The following is a 20700-nucleotide window of genomic DNA, read 5'->3' as shown; positions in this document are numbered from 1 at the left end:
CGGAAGCCGCTCCAGGGGTGTTCACCCGTCTCGGGAATTGCTGGGGCCCGTGGGACGGGCGGGACGTGCGAGAAGGTCAGCGGCCGTGGTCCAGATACGCCAGAACCGCCAGGACACGGCGGTTGTCGTCGTCCGACACCTCAAGGCTCAGCTTCGCGAAGATGTTCGCCGTGTGCTTCGCGATCGCCCGCTCCGTGACGACGAGCTTGGCGGCGATCGCCGCGTTGGTCCTGCCCTGCGCCATCAGCTCCAGCACCTCCAGCTCGCGGGGGGTGAGCCGCTCCAGCGGCCGGTCCTCCGCCGCGCGCCGGCTGAGCAGCTGCTGGATGACCTGCGGGTCCATCGCCGTACCGCCCGACGCCACCCGCCGTACGGCGTCCACGAACTGCTCCGCGTCGAACACCCGGTCCTTGAGCAGGTACCCCACCCCGCCGCTCCCGTCGGCCAGCAACTCGCGGGCATACAACTGCTCCACGTGCTGGGAGAGGACGAGGACCGGCATCCCCGGCCGGTCGCGGCGGGCCTGGAGCGCGCATTGCAGGCCCTCGTCGGTGAGCGTGGGCGGCAGCCGGACGTCGACCACGGCGACGTCCGGCTCCAGTTCGGCCAGCGCCCGGGACAGCTCGGGGCCCGTCTCGACGGCCGCGGCGATCTCGAAGTCGTGGGCCTCCAGGAGCCGGACCAGTCCGTCGCGCAGCAGGAACAGGTCTTCGGCTAGGACAACGCGCAAGGGATCTCCATGGTGACCATGGTGGGGCCGCCCGCGGGCGAGCCGACGGCCAGGACACCGTCGAATGTACCGAGTCGCCGCTCCACCCCGGCCAGGCCCGAACCCGCTCCGATCAGGGCGCCGCCCTTGCCGTTGTCGGTGACGGAGACGCGCAGGCTGCCCTCTTCGTGGTGTACGTCGATCCAGATCCGGTCGGCGCCGGAGTGCTTCACGGCGTTGGTGAGGATCTCGCTGACCGCGAAGTACGCGGCCGACTCCACGGGTGCCTCGGCGCGGCCGGGCAGGTCCACCTCGACCTCGACGGCGACGGGCAGCCGCAGGGCCAGGGCGCGTACCGCGTCCCCCAGGCCGCGTTCGGCGAGCACCGGGGGATGGATGCCGCGCACGAGGTCGCGCAGTTCGGTCAGGGCGTCGGCGGAGGACTGCCGGGTCCGCGCGAGCAGTTCCCTGGCCTTCGCCGGGTCCTTCTCCAGCAGCGCCTCGATGGTGCCCAGGTCCATGCCGACGGCGACCAGCCGGGCCTGCGCCCCGTCGTGCAGGTCGCGCTCGATGCGGCGCAGTTCGGCGGCGGAGGTGTCGACGGCGTCGCGCCGGGTCTCGGTCAGGACCCGTACCCGCTCGGCGAGTTCGCCCTGCCCCGAGCCGAGCACCGCACGCGTGAGCCGGAAGTGGGCGCGCAGCACGAGGGGGGAGAGCCGGAGCGCGGCGAGGAGGAGCACGACGCCCAGGCCGGCCGCGTAGAGGGCGGAGGTCTGGCCGGTGACCCGGACGAAGCCGTACCAGTACCCGTCGGGCAGCACCCGCCACAGCCCGGCCCCGATGGCGAGGCCCTCCAGCGGGTAGAACGGCAGGGCGAAGGCCAGCAGCGCGGTGACGAAGCCCGCGGTCATGTCGACGGGCAGCCAGCGGATGTCCCGCCAGGTCGCCGGGTCACGGAGCATCCCGAAGGTGCGGGTCCACGGATTGGCGTCCTCGGGCAGCGGCCGGTACATCCGCGGGATCCGCACCCCGCCCCACTCGGCCGCGAGCAGCCGCCGCCGGTCCGCGAACGCCCGTACCCCCGTCAGCACCCACGGCGTGGTGACGATGCCGACCCCGATCGGGACGAGGGCGATGGACACCATCGTCAGGCAGAAGCAGATCACCGCGCCGGGCAGGGAGACGAGCGCCAGCGCCAGCCCCCGTACGGCCGACAGCGCCACGTCCCTGGCCCGCGCGGGTGTCCGTGGCTGCCGGGTGCCGCTCTTCGTCTCGATGCTCATGACGTCAGTCTCGCCGAGGCGACTGGGGCGGGGCACGGGGCCGGGCACCCCGATCAGGGGGTGGTGTCAGATACACCCCCGCCGGGTCCGCCTGCGGCGAGCACCTTCGCCTCCGTCTCCGGGTCCAGACCGACCGGGGGCCGGTCCGGGCGCCGGGGTGCCGTGCCGCCGAGGTCCCGCAGCCAGGCCCAGGTGTCGGCCACGGTGTCACCGACGGGCCGGCAGACGAGGCCCGTCGCCAGGGCCCGGGAGACGTCCGCGGTGTGCAGCGCGTCGTGCAGGTCGCTGCCCGGGGGCGTCCACACCGGCAGCTGCACCCATGGCTCGACGCCGGCGGCGATCACGGTCTCGGGGTCGGTCCAGCGCAGCTCCGCGGTGCCGCCCGTGACCGTCGCGCAGGCGTCCAGCAGTTGTCCCGTCGTGGTGTGCCCCGGCGGGGAGACCAGGTGGTACGGCCCGCTCAGCTCCCGCTCCACCGCGCCGAGCATCCAGCCGGCGAGGTCGCGCACGTCGATGTACTGCAGGGGCAGGTCCCGCGGGCCCGGCGCGAGGACCGGGCCGCCGCGGGCCACCCGGTTCAGCCACCACGGCAGCCGGCCGATGTTCTCGTAGGGGCCGAGGATCAGCCCGGCCCGCACGAGCACCGAGCGGTCGGCGCCGAAGGCGTCCAGGACGGCCAGCTCGGCGCCCCGCTTGTCCCGGGCGTAGTCGCGCTGCCCGGCGTCCGCCGAGGCGCCCTCGACCAGCGGGGCGTCCTCGGTGTACCCGGCGGGCGGGGCCCAGGCGTACACCGAGCAGCTCGACACGTACACGTACCGTCCGGCGCGGTCCCGCAGCAGCCGCGCCGCGTCCCGCACCGCGCGGGGCGCCGCCGACCAGGTGTCGACGACGGCGTCCCAGGTGCCCTCGGCCAGCGCGTCGAGCCCGTCGGGCGCGGTGCGGTCACCGTGCAGCGCCCGCGCTCCCGGCGGCGGGGCGTGCCGTCCGCGGTGCAGGACGGTCACCTCCCAGCCGCGGCCGAGCGCCGCCTCGACCACGGTCCGCCCCACGAACTCCGTACCGCCCAGCACCAGTAGCTTCATGCCGCCACTGTGCCGGGCGCGGCGGCCGGCGGGAACGCCGCTCTGCCGTCAGCAGACGGGCGGTGGGGGTTCAGCGTCCCGTGGGCGGCGTGTACTTGTAGCCCACGCGCCGCACGGTCTGGATCGTGTGCCGGTGCTCCGCGCCGAGCTTCCGGCGCAGCCGGGCCACGTGCACGTCGACGGTGCGGCCGTCACCGACGTGTCCGTAGCCCCACACCGTGGTGACCAGCTGGTCGCGGGTGTGCACCCGGTTGGGATGGGTGACGAGGTGGGCGAGCAGTTCGAACTCCAGGTAGGTCAGGTCGAGTTCGCGTCCGTCCACGGCGGCGGTGCGCCGGGCGGGATCGATCCGGACGAGCGGGTTCTCCGCCTGCCCCAGGCTCGGGCCCCGGGCCTGGTCCGGGGCCCGGAACGGCGGCTGCCGGTCGGCCGGTACGAGTACGAGGTAGCCGACCATCGGCGGGTGTCCCGGCAGCGCCGGCAGGGTGTGCGCGGGTGCGGGCAGCCAGGTGGCACCCGGTGGCAGCAGGTCCGCGACGTCCGCCACCTCGTCCGGGGCGACGGCGCGCAGCCGGTGGCGGGGGCCGCCGGAGTCGGGGCGGACGGTGGGGGAGCCGAGGGTGACGGTGGACAGGGAACGGGTGGTCGCCATGAGACGTCAGCTCTTTCGCGCGAGAGGTTCGTCGGGAGGGGCGACGGGCGCGAGTTCATGGTCGGGCGCGTCGCGGGACGTACGTCGTGCGCACCGGCGGCAGGCGTGGAGGGCCTGCGGGATACGGCTTCTAGCGGGCCGGCGCGATCGTCGCGCGGCAACACACCCGGTCGAAGTCGTCGTGCTGACGGGAAGGCCAGAAGGGCTCGAGGTCATGGCGACCCGTCGCTGCGTACTTCCGGAAGCTGGCCATGGGCTCATTGAAGCAGACGGCGGCGGGGGAGAGGAGACTCCTCTCAGTGTGTGGACGCCGACTGGCCTGAACCAACCGCCGGACCGGTCAACCCTCCAGCCGTTTGCGCCAGTTCAGCGGGTCGACGGCGATCGCCCGGCCCGGATCGCCGTCCCACTCCGTGGACAGCCCCGATCCCGCGAACGCCGCCACGACCTCGTGGCCGACGGCCGTCGTCGTCTCCTCCGAGCCGTCGAAACCGCCGTAGTGCAGCATGAGCCCGTGTCCCTCGGCGGCGGCCTCGGTGCTCTGCCGGTGGAAGAAGACGAAGCCCCGGGCGCCCTCGCGCTCCGCGCCTATCTCCGCGGTGCCGCAGCCCCGGCAGCAGGTGAAGTTCTCCCGGGCGGTGACACCGGCCGCGTCCAGGGACTGGAAGACCCGGGTGAGGCGGTCCGGGTCGGTGGTCTCCTCGCCCCAGGTCTCCTGCTCGGCCAGCCGCTCCAGCCACAGCCGGTCCACCAACTGCCAGGCCTGGGCCACAGACACCGGCCGTTCGCCGTACTCGCCGCCGACGAGGTGGTCCTCCGCGATCCGGACCAGCACCTTGCGGCTGTCGTATCCGCAGCGCAGCCGCTCCCGGATCAGCCGCTCGATCTGCTGCCTGACCTCGTCCGGCAGCTCCGGAACGTCCTCCTGGGGCCCCAGGTCGATCGGCTCCCAGGCGACGCCCGCGTCCCAGCCGGGCTCCTGGCGGGCCCAGCCGGTCAGGAGATCGGCCACGCGGTGGCGGTCGCCGAGGTCGGCACCGAAGAACGCGTCCGCGGCGGCCCGGTACTCCAGCCGGTACTCCCCGCCCTCCTCGTGCCACAGCTGCGCGAACACGTCGGGGATGTCCGGTATCCGCTGCACCACCAGGAAACGGTCGCCGGCGCTGCCGATGCGCAACGCCAGCTCCCGCAGCTCCGCCGCCCGCATCCGGGTGTGCGTCTGCCCGTTCTCCGTCTCGACCTTGAGGGCGAGGACACCGTCGATCTCCATGTCCCCACCCTCGCACGCGCCACCGACAACGCGGCCCGAGGCCGGAGCCGGCGGGCTCAGACCTGGCCGGCCTTCTCCAGCGCCGTGCAGCAGGTGTCGACGAGCAGGCGGGTCACCACGTACGGGTCGACGTTGGCGTTGGGACGGCGGTCCTCGATGTAGCCCTTGCCGTCCTTCTCGACCTGCCACGGGATGCGCACCGAGGCGCCGCGGTCGGAGACGCCGTAGGAGTACTCGTTCCACGGCGCGGTCTCGTGCAGGCCGGTGAGGCGGTCGTCGATGCCGGCGCCGTAGTTCTTGACGTGGTCCAGCGGCTTGGAGCCCTCACCGAGCGACTCGCAGGCGGTGATGATCGCGGCATAGCCCTCGGGGCCTTCGCGCATCGCCTTGGTGGAGAAGTTGGTGTGCGCGCCCGCGCCGTTCCAGTCGCCCTTGACGGGCTTGGGGTCGAGGGTGGCGGAGACCTCGAAGTCCTCCGCGGTGCGGTAGAGCAGCCAGCGGGCCACCCACAGCTGGTCGGAGACCTCCAGCGGCGCCAGCGGGCCGACCTGGAACTCCCACTGGCCGGGCATGACCTCGGCGTTGATGCCGGAGATGCCGAGACCGGCCTGCAGGCAGTTCTCCAGGTGGGCCTCGACGACGTCCCGGCCGAAGATCTCGTCCGAGCCGACACCGCAGTAGTAGCCGCCCTGCGCGGCCGGGAAGCCGCCCTCGGGGAAGCCGAGCGGGCGGGCACCCTTGAAGAAGGTGTACTCCTGCTCGATGCCGAAGACCGGCTCCTGCGCGGCGAAGCGCTCGGACAGCTCGGCCAGCGCGGCGCGGGTGTTGCTCGGGTGCGGCGTCATGTCCGTGTCCAGGACCTCGCACAGCACCAGGATGTCCTCGCCGCCGCGGATCGGGTCGGGGCAGGAGAAGACCGGCCTGAGCACGCAGTCCGAGGAGCTGCCCTCGGCCTGGTTGGTGGAGGAGCCGTCGAAGCCCCAGATCGGCAGGGCGTCCAGGCCGGCGGGGGCGTCCGTGATGATCTTCGTCTTGGAACGGAGCTTGGCCGTCGGCTCGGTGCCGTCGATCCAGATGTACTCGGCCTTGAAGGTCACGGGGCCACATCCTTCGGGGTGGGTATCGGCGCACGTGCGGGTGCGGCGGCGCGGGGGCGGCGGGGGTGCCGCGTCTACTGCCGTGCAGCGTGCCAACGGGCGATTTCCCGACCGTTGCCCGTATGTGAACCCCGTGTTACCCGGCGTCGTTGTGGTCCGCCTCACGCCCGCCGTCCCCGGCCGCCTCCCGTACGCCGGTCAGAAAGCCCCTGATCGCCGCCAGTTCCCGCTCGTCGTACCCGCGCAGCAGTTCCACCGTCCGCCCGATCAGCGGTCCGAAGTGGGACCGGCCCAGCGCCACGGCCCGTTCGTCCACCTCGACGGTGACCCGGCGCCGGTCCCGCTCGTCGCGCACCCGGCGTACGTGTCCGGCCCGCTCCAGCCGGTCGACCAGCGCCGTGGTGCCCGCGGAGTTCAGCCCGAGCGCGGCGCCCAGGCGCCCGGCGGTCATCGCCTCGCCCGCCCGCGCGGCGTCCATGAGCGCGATGAGCGCGCGGACGTCGGTGGGATGCATGCCGTTGCGCTGCGCGAACCGGGCGCTGTGCGCGCCCAGTTCGACGGCGACCGCGCGCAGGAGGTGGACGAGCTCCATCTCCGGTCCCTGGTCGGGCATGGGGGCGCTCCCTTCGGTCCTTCGGGTGATCCTCGCTCGACAAGTATCTCGTTGGACGAGATACTACCGGAGAAGCAGGAACAGGGAGCAAGCGAGACAGGGGGCACCGCTCATGAGCGCTCGCGGTCCGTACGACGCCGGCCGTTTCCAGGACGCCTACGACAAGGTCATGGCCAAGTGGCCCGCGGGGACCGAGGCGGTGACCGTGCCCACCCCCTTCGGCGAGACGCACGTCCACGTGACCGGCCCGGCCGGCGGCCGCCCCCTCGTCCTGCTGCCGGGCGGCGGGGCGGCGACCTCCGCGTCCTGGTACGCCCAGGCCGCCGAGCTGTCCCGCACCCACCGCGTCCACGCCGCCGACCTGATCGGCGCCCCCGGCCGCAGCACACCGGCCGGCGACCGCCACCCCCGTACGGTCGCCGACCTCACCGGCTGGCTGGACGCGCTCCTCGACGGCCTCGGCATCGAGGAGACGGACCTCGGCGGCCACTCCTACGGCGCCTGGATCGCCCTGCACCACGCCCTGCACGCACCCGACCGGGTACGCCGCCTGTTCCTCCTGGACCCGACCCAGTGCTTCGCCGGGTTCAAGGCGGCCTACCTGCTGCACGCGCTGCCGATGCTGCTGCGGCCGACCCCCCGCCGGGTCCGCGCCTTCCTGGACTGGGAGACCGGCACGACGCCGCTGGACGCCGACTGGCTCGCCCTCCAGGAGGCCGCGGCCGGCTTCCCGGAGCGGAAGCCGGTCACCGGACCCCGGCCGGCCCCCAAGGCGCTGCGCGCCCTGGACGTACCGGTCCTGCTGCTCCTGGCCGGGAACAGCAGGACGCACGACCCCGCCGAGGTGGCGGACCGGGCGCGGACCCTGCTGCCGCACGTGGAGACGACCGTCCTGCCGGACGTCTCCCACCACGCGCTGCCCCAGTCCGCGCCGTCCGGGCTGGGCCGCCGCCTCGGCGACTTCCTGGCCGCGCCGGGCGACTGAGGCTCAGCCGACCTTCTCGATCAGCGCCCGTCGGATCAGGAACTTGCCCTCCTCGCGGACCTGCTCGAACGCCGCGTTGTTGAGCAGCGCACAGCTTCCCGAGACCGAGTTCACCTCCACGGTCGTGGACTTGTCGTTGTCGAGGTTGGTCACCCTGAGCCTGGTGCCCACCGGGAACTGGTTGCTGGAGGCGGCGGGCGCGCCGCCCTCGCCGGAGAGGGTGACGGTGGAACCGGCGCAGACCTGCTCGCCGGCCTGGTCGTCCGCCGGGGCCCCGGCGTCCTGGCCCGCCTGGTCCCCGGCGTCCTGGCCCGCCTCCTGCCCGGCTTGGGGCGGCTGCGCGGTCCGGGACGGTTGCGCGGTCTGGGAGTCCTGAGCCGATTCCCCGACCGCGCACCCGGACGCCGCCTGCTTGCGCTCGATCTCCGCGACGACGGCCTCGCGGTTCTCGATCCGGGCCTGCGACTGCGCGTCCGGAGCGGCCCGCTGGCCCTCGATGAACCGCTGGTTGTTGCCGAGCGCGGTGGCCAGGCCCTGGCAGACGCCCGCGTCCTGGGCGGCCTTCGTCCGCGCGTCCTCGGTGGTCTGCGCGGCGTTCGAGGCGTTCGCCATGACGAAGGCGCCGCCACCGGCCATCGTGGCGGCGCCGACCAGTAGGGCGATCTTCTTCTTCGTGCCGAGAGTTCTCCTGCGCGACATCCGCGCCTCCTGAAGAGGTAGGGGAGCGTACGCCGCTATGTACGAGATACCGAACGGAGTTGCTCACCGGTCGCGTCGACGCGGGCGCGTAACCTGCGTCACACCCTGGACCCGCCTAACGCGCCAGGGCGTCCCGGACCGCCTCGTCGGTGCGGCCCACCACGGCCGTTCCGTCGTCCGCCGTGATGATCGGGCGCTGGATCAGCTTGGGGTGTTCGGCGAGCGCGGTGACCCAGCGGTCGCGTGACGCCTCGTCACGGGGCCAGTCCTTCAGACCCAGTTCCTTGGCGGCCGCCTCCTGGGTGCGGGTGATGTCCCACGGTTCGAGTCCGAGCCGGGTGAGCACCTCGCGGATCTCCGCCGCGCTCGGTACGTCCTCCAGGTAGCGGCGGACGGTGTACTCGGCCCCTTCCGCGTCGAGCAGGCTGATCGCGCTGCGGCACTTCGAGCAGGCCGGGTTGATCCAGATCTCCATGCCGCACACGGTAACCGGAGGGGTGCGGAAACTCGTTCACCACGTGGGTCACAGCGACCCCGAAAGCCCTTGTGGGCAGGGGCTTTTGTCAGTGGTGGACGGTAAAATAGAAGCAGTGTTCGAGGGTGTCGCCGGGAAGTCCGGACGGCGCCCCGACCGCGACAGGAGGATGCCTGTGCCCGCTGCCGCACTGAAGCCGAAGCCGTTGCCCACCCAGTCCACCGCCAAGCGGCCCGTCCTGCTCGACCTGCCGTACGCGCCCGTGGAGAAGCGTCCGCTGCCGGCGGGCCGCCCCCGCGAGTGGTACGTGACGCACAACCGCCGGCTCAAGGCGATGCGCCTCGCCATCGCCCTGCTCGACTCCGGCGTCTACCTGCCCGACCAGGCGCGCAACGAGAGGATACGGAGCGCCGCGCTGGCCATCGGGGTTCATCCGCCGTCGGACACGACGTGCCACATGGTGCGGGCGTTGATGCGGTACTCGCGGTGACCCCGGCGCCGGGTGCTCTCTCCTCGGGGTGCCCGGCGTTCGCGTCCCGCGGCGCTCAGAGTCCGGGCGCTCCCCACACGGGGAACCAGCGGCCCAGGTCGGCCTCCACCGGCAGCTCGTCGTCGAGCGCGGCCCGTATCCGCAGCTCCAGCGCGTTGTCCCGCTGCTGCCGCCCGCCGGACAGCGGCGCGAAGGGGTAGAACGTACCGCGCTTGTAGAGGTAGACGAGGGCGAGCCGCCGCCCGTCGTCGGCCACGAAACCGGCCAGGGAGCACAGCAGCCGGGGGCCGAAACCGGCCGCCTCCAAGGTGCTGTTCACCGCGTGCAGGTCGTTCACCAGGACCGGCAGCTCTCCCGGGGAGCGGTACGAGACGAGCCAGGAGTAGCCGTAGGCGTCGTGGCTCAGCTCCACCGGGGTGCGGCCGGCGTCCGCGTCCAGCAGGGCGCGGATCTCGCGGTGCGTGCGCTCGAAGGCGGCGCCCTCGACCGTCGCGAAGCACACCGCCCCCTGTCCGGTCGGCCTGAACCCGGCCGCGGCCTCCAGGCCCACCGCCGCCGAGGGCAGGGCGAAGAGCCGGTCGAGATCCGGGCCCACGGCCCTGGACCGGCCGAGCAGGATGTCCAGCAGTCCCATGTCCGTATGCCCGCCCTTCCCGTGACGTCCCGCGCCTCACGCCTTGCCGGGGGCCGCCGCCTCACCCAGCTCGGCGGAGATCCGGCCCAGCTGGTCGAGCCGCTGCTCCAGGCTGGGGTGGGTGGCGAAGAACCGGCCGAGGCCGGGGTCGCTGCCGAAGGCCGGGGTGAAGTAGAAGGCGTTGAAGGCCTGGGCCGTGCGCAGGTCCTTGGTCGGGATGCGGGCGATGTCGCCGGTGACCTTGGTGAGGGCCGCCGCCAGGGCCGAGGGGCGCCCGGTGAGCAGGGCCGCGGCCCGGTCGGCCGCCAGCTCCCGGTACCGGGACAGGGCCCGGATCAGCAGGAAGCTGAGCGCGTACACGGCCGCCGAGACGCCCATGACGACCGCCAGGACCGCCATCGTGTTCTGGTCGCGGCGCCCGCCGAAGAGCTGGGAGTAGAAGGCGAACCGCACGATCAGCCCCGCGATCACGCCGAGGAACGACGCCACCGTGATCACCGCGACGTCCTTGTGCGCCACGTGCGACAGCTCGTGCGCCAGCACGCCCTCCAGCTCCGCGGGCTCCAGCCGCCGCAGCAGCCCGGTGGTGACACAGACCACCGCGTTGTCCGGATTGCGGCCGGTGGCGAAGGCGTTGGGCATCTCCATCTCCGACACCGCGACCACCGGCTTCGGCATGTCGGCCATCGCCGCCAGCCGGTCCACCACCCCGTGCAGCTCCGGATACTCGTCCCGATCCACGATCCGGCCACGCATCGCGAACAGCGCGATCCGGTCGGAGAACCAGTACTGCGCCCCGAACACCAGCGCCACGATCACCACGACCAGGACCCAGGACTTCAGCAGCGCGATCAGCGCGGCGACGAACCCCACGTACAACAGGCCGAGCAGAAAAAGAGTGATCCCCATGCGCACGGTCAACCGCCGGTCACTCCGGAAGCGGCTCTGCATCTGCACCACCTCACACGGTCGGGCACTCGTCCCGCTGTCCAGTGTGCACCCGGCACCCCGGGAGTCAGGGGGTGCCGAGTGGCGAAAGCCGCCGGGTGATCCGGTCGAAGAGGTCCGTCAGCGGCTCCCCGATGTCCCGGCCGAACTCGGTGAGCCCGTACGTGACCTGCGGCGGCGTCGTCGGCTCGACCTTCCGCCAGACCAGGCCGTCCTCGACCAGGACGCGCAGGGTCTGGGCGAGCATCTTCTCGCTGATGCCCTGGATGCTCTCGCGCAGCTCGTAGAACCGGAGGTCGTTGCGCCGCAGGGCGATCAGCACCCAGATGCCCCACCTGCTGGTCACATGGTCGACCACGTCGCGCGCCAGGCAGTCGGTGTGAAACACGTCATACCGCTCGCCGGTCTCGACCCGTCTGTGCTGGACGCCTTCCGTCATGTCATGAGCTTACCTCCAGGTATGCCCTTACCGAAAGTTAGTCCGGGCTCCTAGCGTGAAGGTCCACAGAGGACATCCGAGAAGGAGCTGGACATGATCGTGGTGACCGGGGCGACCGGGAACATCGGGCGGCCGCTGACGCGGGCGCTGGCAGCGGCGGGCGAGCAGGTGACGGCGGTGTCACGGCACCCGGCGGCGGTGCCGGACGGCGTCCGCCACCTGGTGGCCGACCTCGCCGACCCGGCCGGCCTGCGGCCCGCGCTGGCCGGGGCGAAGTCGCTTTTCCTGCTGCTCTCCGGCGACCTGCACGCCCTCGGCGCCCACCCGGCCGAGATCATCGGCGAAGCCGTGGACAGCGGGGTCCGCCGCATCGTCCTGCTCTCCACGCTCGGCGTGGTGACCAGGCCCTTCGGGGCGACGCGGATCGCGATGCGGGAGCTGGAGGACACGGTGCGGGAATCCGGCCTGGAATGGGCCGTGCTGCGGCCCGGCGGCTTCGCCTCCAACGCCCTGTGGTGGGCCGAGTCCGTCCGGGAGCGACGGGTCGTCGCCGCGCCCTTCGGCGACGTCGGAGTGCCGGTCGTCGACCCCGCGGACATCGCCGCGGTGGCGGCGGCCTGTCTGCTGGAGGACCGGCACACCGGCGGCGCGTACGAACTGACCGGCCCGGAGGTGATCACTCCGCGCGGGCAGACGGAGGCCGTCGCCGCCGCGCTGGGCTCACCCGTGGCCTTCCACGAGCTGACCCGCGACGAGGCCAGGGCCGCCATGGCGCGGAGCATGCCGGCGGAGCTGGCCGACGACACCCTGGACATCCTCGGCAACCCGAGCCCGGCCGAACTGCGCGTCAGCCCGGACGTCGAGCGCGTCCTCGGCCGCGCCCCACGCCCCTTCGCCGACTGGGCCGCCCGCAACGTCACCGCGTTCCGCTGAGACGTGCGCCGCCCCCGGTACGGCTAATACGGTGCACGGAAATTGATGTAGCCCAGCAGCACGATCACCGCGGCCACGCAGCCGAGGACCACGGCGGTGGAGACCCACGACGACCGGCGCCCGGAGCCCACGTGGTCGGGGTCGGCGCGGAAGGGGACCGGGCCGGGAGGGTTCTCCTTCCAGCGCGCGGCGAGCATCCGGGCCCGCGCGGAGGGCTCCTTGTGCTCGGCGCCGTCCGCCCACCTCAGGTCGTACTCGCGCGCCTCGTCGTCGCGATCCGGCATCTCCGGCACTCTCCCCGTCCCCCTGACTCGAACAACCGTGTCAGGAGACATGATCCCGGCCCGCCCGCGCGCTGTGAAGGGTTTTCGGCCACGCACGACGGCGCCCCCGCCCCCGGGAAACGGGGACGGGGGCGCCGGCCGGGTCGGCGTGACCCGTCGATCACACGTCGAAGTACAGCTCGAACTCGTGCGGGTGCGGACGCAGCTGCAGCGGCGCGATCTCGTTGGCGCGCTTGAAGTCGATCCACGTCTCGATCAGGTCCGGCGTGAAGACGTCGCCCTGGAGCAGGAACTCGTGGTCGGCCTCCAGGCGGTCCAGGACCGCGCCGAGGGAGGTCGGGACCTGCGCCACGTTCGCGTGCTCCTCGGGAGCCAGCTCGTAGAGGTCCTTGTCGATCGGCTCGGCCGGCTCGATCTTGTTCCTGATGCCGTCCAGGCCCGCCATCAGCAGCGCCGAGAAGGCCAGGTACGGGTTGCCGGAGGCGTCCGGGGCGCGGAACTCGACGCGCTTGGCCTTCGGGTTCGAGCCCGTGATCGGGATCCGCATCGCGGCCGAGCGGTTGCGCTGCGAGTACACCAGGTTCACCGGCGCCTCGAAGCCCGGCACCAGGCGGTGGTACGAGTTCACCGTCGGGTTGGTGAAGGCCAGCAGCGACGGGGCGTGCTTGAGGATGCCGCCGATGTAGTAGCGGGCGGTGTCCGACAGGCCGGCGTAACCCTGCTCGTCGTAGAAGAGCGGCTCGCCGCCCGACCACAGCGACTGGTGGACGTGCATGCCCGAGCCGTTGTCACCGAAGATCGGCTTCGGCATGAAGGTCGCCGTCTTGCCGTTCTTCCAGGCCACGTTCTTCACGATGTACTTGAAGAGCTGGAGGTCGTCCGCGGCCGCGAGCAGCGTGTTGAACTTGTAGTTGATCTCGGCCTGGCCGGCGGTGCCCACCTCGTGGTGCTGGCGCTCGACCTTCAGGCCGGACCGCTCCAGCTCCAGGGAGATCTCGGCGCGCAGGTCGGCGAAGTGGTCGACCGGCGGGACCGGGAAATAACCGCCCTTGTAGCGGACCTTGTAACCGCGGTTGTCCTCCAGGGCACCGGTGTTCCAGGCGCCGGCCTCGGAGTCGATGTGGTAGAAGGACTCGTTCGCACTGGTGGCGAAGCGGACGGAGTCGAAGACGTAGAACTCGGCCTCGGGGCCGAAGAACGCCGTGTCGGCGATGCCCGTGGAGGCCAGGTACGCCTCGGCCTTCTTCGCCACGTTCCGCGGGTCGCGGGAGTACTGCTCGCCCGTGATCGGGTCGTGGATGAAGAAGTTGATGTTCAGCGTCTTGTCGCGGCGGAACGGGTCGACGCGCGCCGTGGACAGGTCGGGGCGCAGGGCCATGTCCGACTCGTGGATGGCCTGGAAGCCGCGGATCGAGGATCCGTCGAAGGCCTGCTCGTCGTCGGGGTCGAACGCCTCGGCGGGCAACGTGAAGTGCTGCATGACGCCCGGCAGGTCGCAGAACCGGACATCGACGAACTTGACGTCCTCGTCCGCGATGAACTTCTTGACGTCGTCGGCGTTCTGGAACATCCAGCTCCTCCTACTCCCGACCGTCCCGCCGGGTTGGTAGATCGTTCGTGCGGCCAGTGCGGGTGGCACACGCTTCCTCGACCCTAGGGACGGGTGATTTCTCGGGCGTGACCCATTTGTTTCGCAGAAGTTAACCGGCTCCCTCCCCAGCCTAGGCCGGATCGAGGGCCCGCACACCCCGCCGTTCCCGGTACGTATACGGGCGCAGTACCGTGTTCGGGTGGACAACAGGCAAGCAATCGGATCGTGGCTCTCCGGTCCCCGCGCGGCCGTGGAAGAGGCCGGCGCCGATCTCGGGCACCGGGGTGAACAGCTCGGTCTGCCCGCGGAGGGACCGGGTTCGATCGCCCGCCCCGGCAGGCGGCTCGGCGCGCTGGCCGTCGACTGGGCCCTGTGCTCCCTGATCGCATACGGACTGATCACGGGCAGCTACGGGCAGACGGCGAGCAACTGGACGCTGCTGATCTTCTTCGTGCTGAGCGTGCTGACCGTCGGCACGGTCGGCTTCACCCCGGGCAAGCGCCTGCTGGGCCTGCGGGTCGTGGACCTCGCCACCGGCCGCCCCAGCCCGCTGCGCGCCCTGCTGCGCTCGGCCCTGCTGTGCCTCGCCCTCCCGGCGCTGATCTGGGACCGCGACGGCCGGGGCCTGCACGACCGGCTGGCGCGCACCGTCGAAGTCCGGATCTGACCCGCACGCCACACCACGCCGGCACGACGACCGGTACGGCGAAGGGGGCGGCCCGATCACTCGGGCCGCCCCCTTCGCCGTACCGGCGTCTCGGAGTCCTACGGGGTCAGCGCTGCCTGGGGTTGCCGCCCCTGGGCATCCGCATGCCCTTGGGCATCGGGCCCTTGGGCAGCGGCATGTTGCTCATCAGGTCGCCCAGGGCGCGCAGCCGGTCGTTGGTCACGGTGACCTGCGGACCGCTCAGGACGCGGGGGAGCTTGAGCATGGTCGTGCGCAGCTTCTTCAGCTCGACCTGGCCCTCGCCGGTGCCCACGAGCAGGTCGTGCACGGGGACGTCGGAGACGATGCGGTTCATCTTCTTCTTCTCGGCCGCGAGCAGGGACTTCACCCGGTTCGGGTTGCCCTCCGCGACCAGCACGATGCCCGCCTTGCCGACCGCGCGGTGCACCACGTCCTGGTTGCGGTTCATCGCCACCGCGGGGGTCGTGGTCCAGCCCCGGCCGATGTTGTCCAGTACGGCCGCCGCGGCGCCCGGCTGTCCTTCCATCTGGCCGAAGGCCGCCCGCTCGGCCCGGCGCCCGAAGACGATCGCCGTCGCGAGGAAGGCGAGCAGCAGGCCCAGGATGCCGAGATAGATGGGGTGACCGATCAAGAAACCGATCGCGAGGAGGACACCGAAGACGACGATGCCGACACCCGCGAGCACAAGACCGATCTTCTTGTCGGCCTTGCGGGTCATCTTGTAGGTCAGAGCGATCTGCTTCAGTCGCCCGGGATTCGCAGCGTCCGCTGCAGGTTCCTTCCTCGCCATGGCACGAAGTCTACGTGCCCCCGAAAGCGCCGACGACGGCAGTGCCCGGCAGGGGGAAGGCGGGACGCGGTCAGGGGCGGCCGGCGACGGACTGCCGCAGCGCGCGCTCGGTCTCGATCCGGTCCTTGGCGCGGCGGCGGTCCTCCAGGACGGAGTTCCAGGCGTTGCGCCGGGCGGTGCGCTGGCCGCCGCTCATCAGCAGCGACTCGACGGCCCGCAGGGCGGTGGTGAACGACGGGATGGCGGTGGCGCGGACGGCGGTGGCGCGGGCGGCGGTGGGGCGAACGGGCGCGGCCTGCATCGTGGAGGTCCCCCCTCGGTACGGCTCCGGGTACGGAGACGGGTGTACGTGGTGGTGTACGTGCTGTGATTCCAGGGTCACTGATTGGTGTTACCAGGGCGTGACCCGCCGGTCAAACGCACATGAATCCGCGTGGCCGGGTCCTGGAACGGGCTCGCGGCCCCGACCGGTGTCCTCATCAGCGAGGACGGTCGGGGCCGCGGCATCTCGGCCATTACCGGCCGGTAGTGACTTGTGCGGGACTTCACACGGTGGCGGACCGGCGCTGCTCCATGGCCATGCCGTAGAGCCGTCCGGCCCGGTACGACGAGCGCACCAGCGGGCCCGACATCACGCCGGAGAAACCGATCTGCTCGGCCTCCTCCTTCAGCTCCACGAACTCCTGCGGCTTGACCCAGCGCTCCACGGGGTGGTGGCGCACGGACGGGCGCAGGTACTGCGTGATGGTGATCAGCTCGCAGCCGGCCTCGTGCAGCTGCGCCAGCGCCTCGCTGATCTCCTCGCGGGTCTCGCCCATGCCGAGGATCAGGTTCGACTTGGTGACCAGGCCGTAGTCGCGGGCCTCGGTGATGACCTTCAGGGAGCGGTCGTAGCGGAAGCCGGGGCGGATGCGCTTGAAGATCCGCGGGACGGTCTCGACGTTGTGCGCGAAGACCTCGGGGCGGGAGTCGAAGACCTCCCGGAGCAGCTCCGGGACCGCGTTGAAGTCGGGGGCCAGCAGCTCGACCTTGGTGCGGCCGGCCTCGCGGTCGGCGGTCTGCTGGTGGATCTGGCGCACCGTCTCCGCGTACAGCCACGCGCCGCCGTCCGGGAGGTCGTCGCGGGCGACGCCGGTGATGGTGGCGTAGTTCAGGTCCATGGTGACCACGGACTCGCCGACGCGGCGCGGCTCGTCCCGGTCGAGCGCCTCGGGCTTGCCGGTGTCGATCTGGCAGAAGTCACAGCGCCGGGTGCACTGGTCGCCGCCGATGAGGAAGGTCGCCTCGCGGTCCTCCCAGCACTCGTAGATGTTGGGACAGCCGGCTTCCTGGCAGACCGTGTGCAGGCCCTCACTCTTCACGAGGTTCTGCATCTTGGTGTATTCGGGGCCCATTTTCGCCCGGGTCTTGATCCACTCGGGCTTGCGCTCGATGGGGGTCTGGCTGTTGCGGACCTCCAGGCGCAGCATCTTGCGTCCGTCGGGTGCGACTGCGGACACGACCGGCTCCCTAGCGTTTGATTCTTCGGCGTTCTTCAGGGTACGCCCGTTGATTTGTTGGTCGGCGTTGGTGCTGGCCCTGCTGGGGGCTGCCGCCCCCAGGCCCCCCGCTTCGGCCCTGAACGGGCCTGTCCGCAAACGCCGGACGGGCTGGTTTTATGCCGCCGGGGCCTTCTCGACCACCCGCGGCTTCAGCTCCGCGTGCTCCAGGACGTCCCGGAGATGGCGTTCGGCCACCGGGAGGACCTCCTCGATGGTCACGTCGCGGCCGAGTTCGCCCGCCAGGGACGCGACGCCCGCGTCGCGGATGCCGCAGGGGATGATCTTGTCGAACCACTTGTTGTCGGGGTTCACGTTCAGCGCGAAGCCGTGCATCGTGACGCCCTTGGCGACCCGGATGCCGATCGCGGCGATCTTGCGGTCCTCGCGGCGCTGGCCGGCGTTGGACGGGGCGTAGTCGGGGCCGTTGAGGCGGGGGTCGAACTCCTCGTCCGTCAGGCGCGGGTCGAAGTCCAGGGAGAGGCCGCCGAGCTTCGGGCGCTGCTCGACCGGGTCACCGAGGACCCAGACGCCGCTGCGGCCCTCGACCCGGCTGGTCTCCAGGCCGAACTCCGCGCAGGTGCGGATCAGGGCCTCCTCCAGGCGGCGGACGTGGGCCACCACGTCGACCGGACGCGGGAGCTTCTGGATGGGGTAGCCCACCAGCTGGCCCGGACCGTGCCAGGTGATCTTGCCGCCCCGGTCCACGTCGATGACCGGGGTGCCGTCCAGCGGGCGCTCGCTGTCCTGGGTGCGCCGGCCGGCGGTGTAGACCGGCGGGTGTTCGAGAAGCAGCACGGTGTCGGGGACCTCGTCGGCGAAGCGCGCGGCGTGCACCCGGCGCTGTTCGTCCCACGCCTCCTGGTACTCGACGCGTTCGGCACCGAACCCCATCCGGACGAAGCGCAGCTCACTCACGGCACGTGCCTCCCTGCAAGGTCGTAAGGCACGAAGCGTGCCCAAGCCACTGTACGACCGCCCGCTCGTCGTCAGCCGGGCGGGCAATCCTCACACGATCGGATGAATGCCGGGCGAATTGTGCGATCGGGTGCTTACTCTCCGCTACATTCACGCCGTTCACGAGGCCATAAGGGCTGCTCACAGGCGCTCCGGGCAATCGAACGCCCGGAAGGCAGGAGACCGCACCGCACCATGACGGAACGACCCGCGCAGCGCACCCCCAACCGCCAGCTCGCCGCGCTCATCGCCGAAGCGGGGTTCTCGAACGCGGGTCTCGCGCGTCGCGTCGACCAGCTCGGACTCGAACACGGCCTGGACCTGAGATATGACAAGACGTCCGTCACCCGGTGGCTGCGCGGCCAGCAGCCCCGCGGCACCACCCCGGCCCTGATCGCCGAGGTCTTCACCCGGCGCCTGGGCCGCCGCCTGACCGCGCAGGACCTCGGCCTGGACGCCTGCGCGCCCGTCTACGCGGGCCTGGAGTTCGCCGGGAGCCCGGAGGAGGCGGTCGACATCGTCGGCGGGCTGTGGCGCAAGGACTCCGGCAGCCACGCCGAACTGCGGAAGATCGCCTTCACCCCGGCCGGGCTCGTGGTGCCCAGCCGCGACTGGCTGATCGGCCGCGCCGACGAGAAGGTGGCCCGCACCGAGGTGCCCGTCCGCATCCCCGCGCAGGGCCGCCCCTCGACCCCCAGGCTCGCCGTCCCGCTCGACCCGTCCAGGCGCCGGGCCCCCGCCGAGCGCGGCCCCGGCCAGAAGGTCAGCGGCGGCGACCTCGCCGCGCTGCGCTCGGTCGGCGAGCTGTTCCGCAGCCTCGACGACCGGTACGGCGGGGGCCACGCCCGCCAGGCCCTGGTGCGCTATCTGGAGCACGAGCTGGAGCCGATGCTCCGCGGCACCTACGGCGAGCAGACCGGCCGCCGCCTCTTCGCGGCCGCCGCCGACCTCACCCGGCTCGCGGGCTGGACCTCGTACGACATCGCCGCGCACGGTCTCGCCCAGCGGTACTTCGTGCAGGCGCTGCGGCTGTCGCAGGCGGCGGCGGACCGGGCGTACGGCTCGTACGTGCTGGTCACCATGAGCCGGCAGGCCGTCTACCTGGGCCACGGGCGGGAGGCCGTGCAGCTCGCCCGGGTGGCGCAGCAGGGCGTGGGGACCTCCGCGCCGCCGGTCGTGCAGACCCTGCTGCACGCCGCCGAGGCGCGGGCGCACGGCGTCCTCGGGGAGGTGCGGGCGTGCACGGCGGCGCTGGTGCGGGCCGAGCGCGCGATGGAGGCCGCCCGGCCCGGCGACGAGGTGCCGCACTGGGCGCGCTTCTTCGACGAGGCGCAGCTCGCCGACGAGTTCGGGCACTGCCACCGCGACCTGCAGCAGTTCCGCGCCGCCGCCCAGCACGCGGAACGCTCGCTGCAACTGCGCGCGCCCGTCTACGCCCGCAGCCGACTGTTCTGCCGGGTCGTCCTCGCCACCGCGCGCCTCGGCCTCGGCGAGCTCGACCAGGCCTGCCAGCTGGCCGCCGAGGCGGCGGGGCAGGCGGCCGAGATGCGCTCGGTGCGGGCCGCGGAGTACGTCCGCGACTTCGAGCGCCGCCTGGAGCCGTACCGGGACGCCGCCCCGGTACGGGGTTACCGGGACAAGGTGGCCGCCCTGGGATAGCGCCGGAGCCCGGCCTAGGCCGCGTGGGCCGTCGCCGTCGGTTCCGCCGTGTGCATCGGCCGGCCCGCGCCCAGGTCGGTCAGGATCGCCGCCGAGGCCCGGTGGCCCGAGTGCAGCGCGCCCTGGGCGGTGCTGGTGTCGCGGTGGTCGCCGCACACGTACAGCCCGGCCAGCAGCCGTACCGGCCTGCGCGGGTCGTGCGGCGGGCGCATCGCGGGCACCGCCTCGGGCGTGTGGTGCACGGCGAGGGTCTCCCAGCGCGTGGTGGGGGTGCCGTAGAGGCGGGAGAGGTGCATGCGTACGGCGGTGTCGAGATCGGGCGGGGGAGGGCCGAGGACCGTCGAGGAGACCAGGGTGCGTCCGGCGGGCGCGCGGGACGGGTCCACCTGGCTGATCTGCGCCGTGTGGGCGACCGGGCCGCCCCGGTCGGCGTCGAGCAGCAGGGCCGCGCCGGTGGTCGCCGGCTCGTCGGTCGTGTGGTGGACCACCGTCACCGGGTGGAAGTCCGGCACCCTCAGGCCCGGCAGCAGTTCGGCCGCCGCGCGGGCGTCGGTCGCCACCAGCACGGCCCGGCAGCGGATGACACCGTGCTCCGCGGTGGTCACGGCGTTGGTCGCGACCGAGGTGACGCGGACGCCGGTGTGCACGGTGCCCGGCGGCAGGGACCGCGCCAGGTGCTCCGGCAGTGCCTCGGCGCCGCCCTCCGGCAGCGCGAGCCGCCCGCCGGCGAAGGCGCGCAGCGCGAGGTCCGCGCACCGGCTGGACGTGGTGAGGTCCGGGTCGTACAGCAGGGCGGCGAGCAGCGGGCGCAGGAAGCCGTCGATCGTGCGGGGCGGCAGCCCGCGGGCCGCCAGTGCCCGGGCGGCGGGCAGCTCCGGCCGGGC

The 20700-nt window shown here is 72.4% G+C and carries 24 protein-coding genes; 5 read left to right on the top strand and 19 right to left on the bottom strand.

All coding sequences use genetic code 11. From position 1 onward, the window contains the following. Positions 1-76: 76 nt before the first annotated feature. From BZZ08_RS04765 to BZZ08_RS04730, 7 genes are all read right to left on the bottom strand, one after another. Positions 77-730, bottom strand: coding sequence for a LuxR C-terminal-related transcriptional regulator (locus BZZ08_RS04765; RefSeq protein WP_104630865.1), 654 nt, complete (start codon positions 728-730; stop codon positions 77-79). Next, entirely contained in the window at positions 715-1992 is a 1278-nt protein-coding gene (locus BZZ08_RS04760; RefSeq protein WP_104630864.1) for a sensor histidine kinase, read from the bottom strand. Before BZZ08_RS04760 ends, BZZ08_RS04765 begins: the two co-directional genes overlap by 16 nt. Before the next feature lie 53 nt (positions 1993-2045). Next, entirely contained in the window at positions 2046-3074 is a 1029-nt protein-coding gene (locus tag BZZ08_RS04755; RefSeq protein ID WP_104630863.1) for an SDR family oxidoreductase, read from the bottom strand. A gap of 70 nt (positions 3075-3144) precedes the next feature. After that, positions 3145-3726, bottom strand: a complete 582-nt coding sequence (locus tag BZZ08_RS04750; RefSeq protein ID WP_104630862.1) for a winged helix-turn-helix domain-containing protein — start codon at positions 3724-3726, stop codon at positions 3145-3147. 340 nt (positions 3727-4066) lie between these two features. Next, positions 4067-4996: a DUF6891 domain-containing protein gene (locus BZZ08_RS04740; protein ID WP_104630861.1), complete on the bottom strand. Its 930-nt coding sequence runs from the start codon at positions 4994-4996 to the stop codon at positions 4067-4069. Positions 4997-5052: 56 nt separating this feature from the next. Continuing rightward, a complete protein-coding gene (gene glnII / locus BZZ08_RS04735) occupies positions 5053-6093 on the bottom strand; it encodes a glutamine synthetase (RefSeq protein WP_104630860.1) in 1041 nt (346 codons plus the stop codon). A 136-nt stretch (positions 6094-6229) separates the two neighbouring features. Next, on the bottom strand, positions 6230-6706 hold the full coding sequence (locus BZZ08_RS04730) for a MarR family transcriptional regulator (RefSeq protein ID WP_104630859.1): 477 nt from the start codon (positions 6704-6706) through the stop codon (positions 6230-6232). 112 nt (positions 6707-6818) lie between these two features. Between BZZ08_RS04730 and BZZ08_RS04725 the strand changes: the two genes are divergently transcribed. Further along, a complete protein-coding gene (locus BZZ08_RS04725; RefSeq protein ID WP_104630858.1) occupies positions 6819-7691 on the top strand; it encodes an alpha/beta fold hydrolase in 873 nt (290 codons plus the stop codon). A 3-nt stretch (positions 7692-7694) separates the two neighbouring features. On the opposite strand, the gene BZZ08_RS04720 is transcribed toward BZZ08_RS04725, so the two are convergent. Further along, the gene (locus BZZ08_RS04720; protein ID WP_104630857.1) at positions 7695-8390 is read right to left on the bottom strand and encodes a hypothetical protein; all 696 of its coding nucleotides are present in this window, start codon (positions 8388-8390) and stop codon (positions 7695-7697) included. 115 nt (positions 8391-8505) lie between these two features. After that, positions 8506-8865, bottom strand: a complete 360-nt coding sequence (locus BZZ08_RS04715; protein ID WP_104630856.1) for an arsenate reductase family protein — start codon at positions 8863-8865, stop codon at positions 8506-8508. Positions 8866-9040: 175 nt separating this feature from the next. Here BZZ08_RS04715 and BZZ08_RS04710 point away from each other — a divergent pair, with 175 nt between their 5' ends. Then, positions 9041-9355, top strand: a complete 315-nt coding sequence (locus BZZ08_RS04710) for a hypothetical protein (RefSeq protein WP_052840238.1) — start codon at positions 9041-9043, stop codon at positions 9353-9355. A 55-nt stretch (positions 9356-9410) separates the two neighbouring features. On the opposite strand, the gene pspAB is transcribed toward BZZ08_RS04710, so the two are convergent. The 3 genes from pspAB to BZZ08_RS04695 form a co-directional block, all read right to left on the bottom strand. Next, on the bottom strand, positions 9411-9989 hold the full coding sequence (gene pspAB / locus BZZ08_RS04705; RefSeq protein WP_104630855.1) for a PspA-associated protein PspAB: 579 nt from the start codon (positions 9987-9989) through the stop codon (positions 9411-9413). Between the two features lie 36 nt (positions 9990-10025). Next, positions 10026-10940, bottom strand: a complete 915-nt coding sequence (htpX, locus tag BZZ08_RS04700; RefSeq protein WP_104631009.1) for a zinc metalloprotease HtpX — start codon at positions 10938-10940, stop codon at positions 10026-10028. Positions 10941-11004: 64 nt separating this feature from the next. Further along, positions 11005-11376, bottom strand: a complete 372-nt coding sequence (locus BZZ08_RS04695; protein ID WP_104630854.1) for a winged helix-turn-helix transcriptional regulator — start codon at positions 11374-11376, stop codon at positions 11005-11007. A 93-nt stretch (positions 11377-11469) separates the two neighbouring features. Here BZZ08_RS04695 and BZZ08_RS04690 point away from each other — a divergent pair, with 93 nt between their 5' ends. Continuing rightward, positions 11470-12309, top strand: coding sequence for an SDR family oxidoreductase (locus BZZ08_RS04690; protein ID WP_104630853.1), 840 nt, complete (start codon positions 11470-11472; stop codon positions 12307-12309). A 23-nt stretch (positions 12310-12332) separates the two neighbouring features. On the opposite strand, the gene BZZ08_RS04685 is transcribed toward BZZ08_RS04690, so the two are convergent. Both BZZ08_RS04685 and glnA read right to left on the bottom strand, forming a co-directional pair. After that, a complete protein-coding gene (locus BZZ08_RS04685) occupies positions 12333-12593 on the bottom strand; it encodes an SCO2583/SCO2584 N-terminal domain-containing protein (protein WP_198601289.1) in 261 nt (86 codons plus the stop codon). A gap of 160 nt (positions 12594-12753) precedes the next feature. Continuing rightward, positions 12754-14163: a type I glutamate--ammonia ligase gene (gene glnA / locus BZZ08_RS04680; RefSeq protein WP_104630851.1), complete on the bottom strand. Its 1410-nt coding sequence runs from the start codon at positions 14161-14163 to the stop codon at positions 12754-12756. Positions 14164-14383: 220 nt separating this feature from the next. On the opposite strand from glnA, the gene BZZ08_RS04675 reads away from it, so the two are divergent. Then, on the top strand, positions 14384-14851 hold the full coding sequence (locus BZZ08_RS04675; protein WP_104630850.1) for an RDD family protein: 468 nt from the start codon (positions 14384-14386) through the stop codon (positions 14849-14851). Positions 14852-14957: 106 nt separating this feature from the next. Here the strand turns inward: BZZ08_RS04675 and BZZ08_RS04670 are convergent, their stop codons facing one another. The 4 genes from BZZ08_RS04670 to lipB form a co-directional block, all read right to left on the bottom strand. Beyond that, on the bottom strand, positions 14958-15662 hold the full coding sequence (locus tag BZZ08_RS04670; RefSeq protein ID WP_104630849.1) for a DUF4191 domain-containing protein: 705 nt from the start codon (positions 15660-15662) through the stop codon (positions 14958-14960). Between the two features lie 70 nt (positions 15663-15732). After that, a complete protein-coding gene (locus BZZ08_RS04665; protein ID WP_104630848.1) occupies positions 15733-15963 on the bottom strand; it encodes an SCO2195 family GlnR-regulated protein in 231 nt (76 codons plus the stop codon). Positions 15964-16207: 244 nt separating this feature from the next. After that, positions 16208-17161: a lipoyl synthase gene (gene lipA / locus BZZ08_RS04660; RefSeq protein ID WP_104630847.1), complete on the bottom strand. Its 954-nt coding sequence runs from the start codon at positions 17159-17161 to the stop codon at positions 16208-16210. Positions 17162-17317: 156 nt separating this feature from the next. Then, positions 17318-18118: a lipoyl(octanoyl) transferase LipB gene (gene lipB, locus BZZ08_RS04655; RefSeq protein WP_104630846.1), complete on the bottom strand. Its 801-nt coding sequence runs from the start codon at positions 18116-18118 to the stop codon at positions 17318-17320. Positions 18119-18352: 234 nt separating this feature from the next. On the opposite strand from lipB, the gene BZZ08_RS04650 reads away from it, so the two are divergent. Continuing rightward, complete coding sequence (locus tag BZZ08_RS04650; RefSeq protein ID WP_104630845.1) at positions 18353-19816, top strand: regulator; 1464 nt, start codon at positions 18353-18355, stop codon at positions 19814-19816. 14 nt (positions 19817-19830) lie between these two features. Here the strand turns inward: BZZ08_RS04650 and BZZ08_RS04645 are convergent. Continuing rightward, positions 19831-20700: NAD(P)/FAD-dependent oxidoreductase (locus tag BZZ08_RS04645; RefSeq protein ID WP_198601288.1), on the bottom strand; the 870-nt coding region annotated here is incomplete at its 5' end.

This window comes from Streptomyces sp. MH60, assembly GCF_002939385.1.
Taxonomy (GTDB): Bacteria; Actinomycetota; Actinomycetes; order Streptomycetales; family Streptomycetaceae; genus Streptomyces.
Note: the sequence above shows the minus strand (reverse complement) of the source record. Positions and strands in the feature narration are given on the sequence as shown.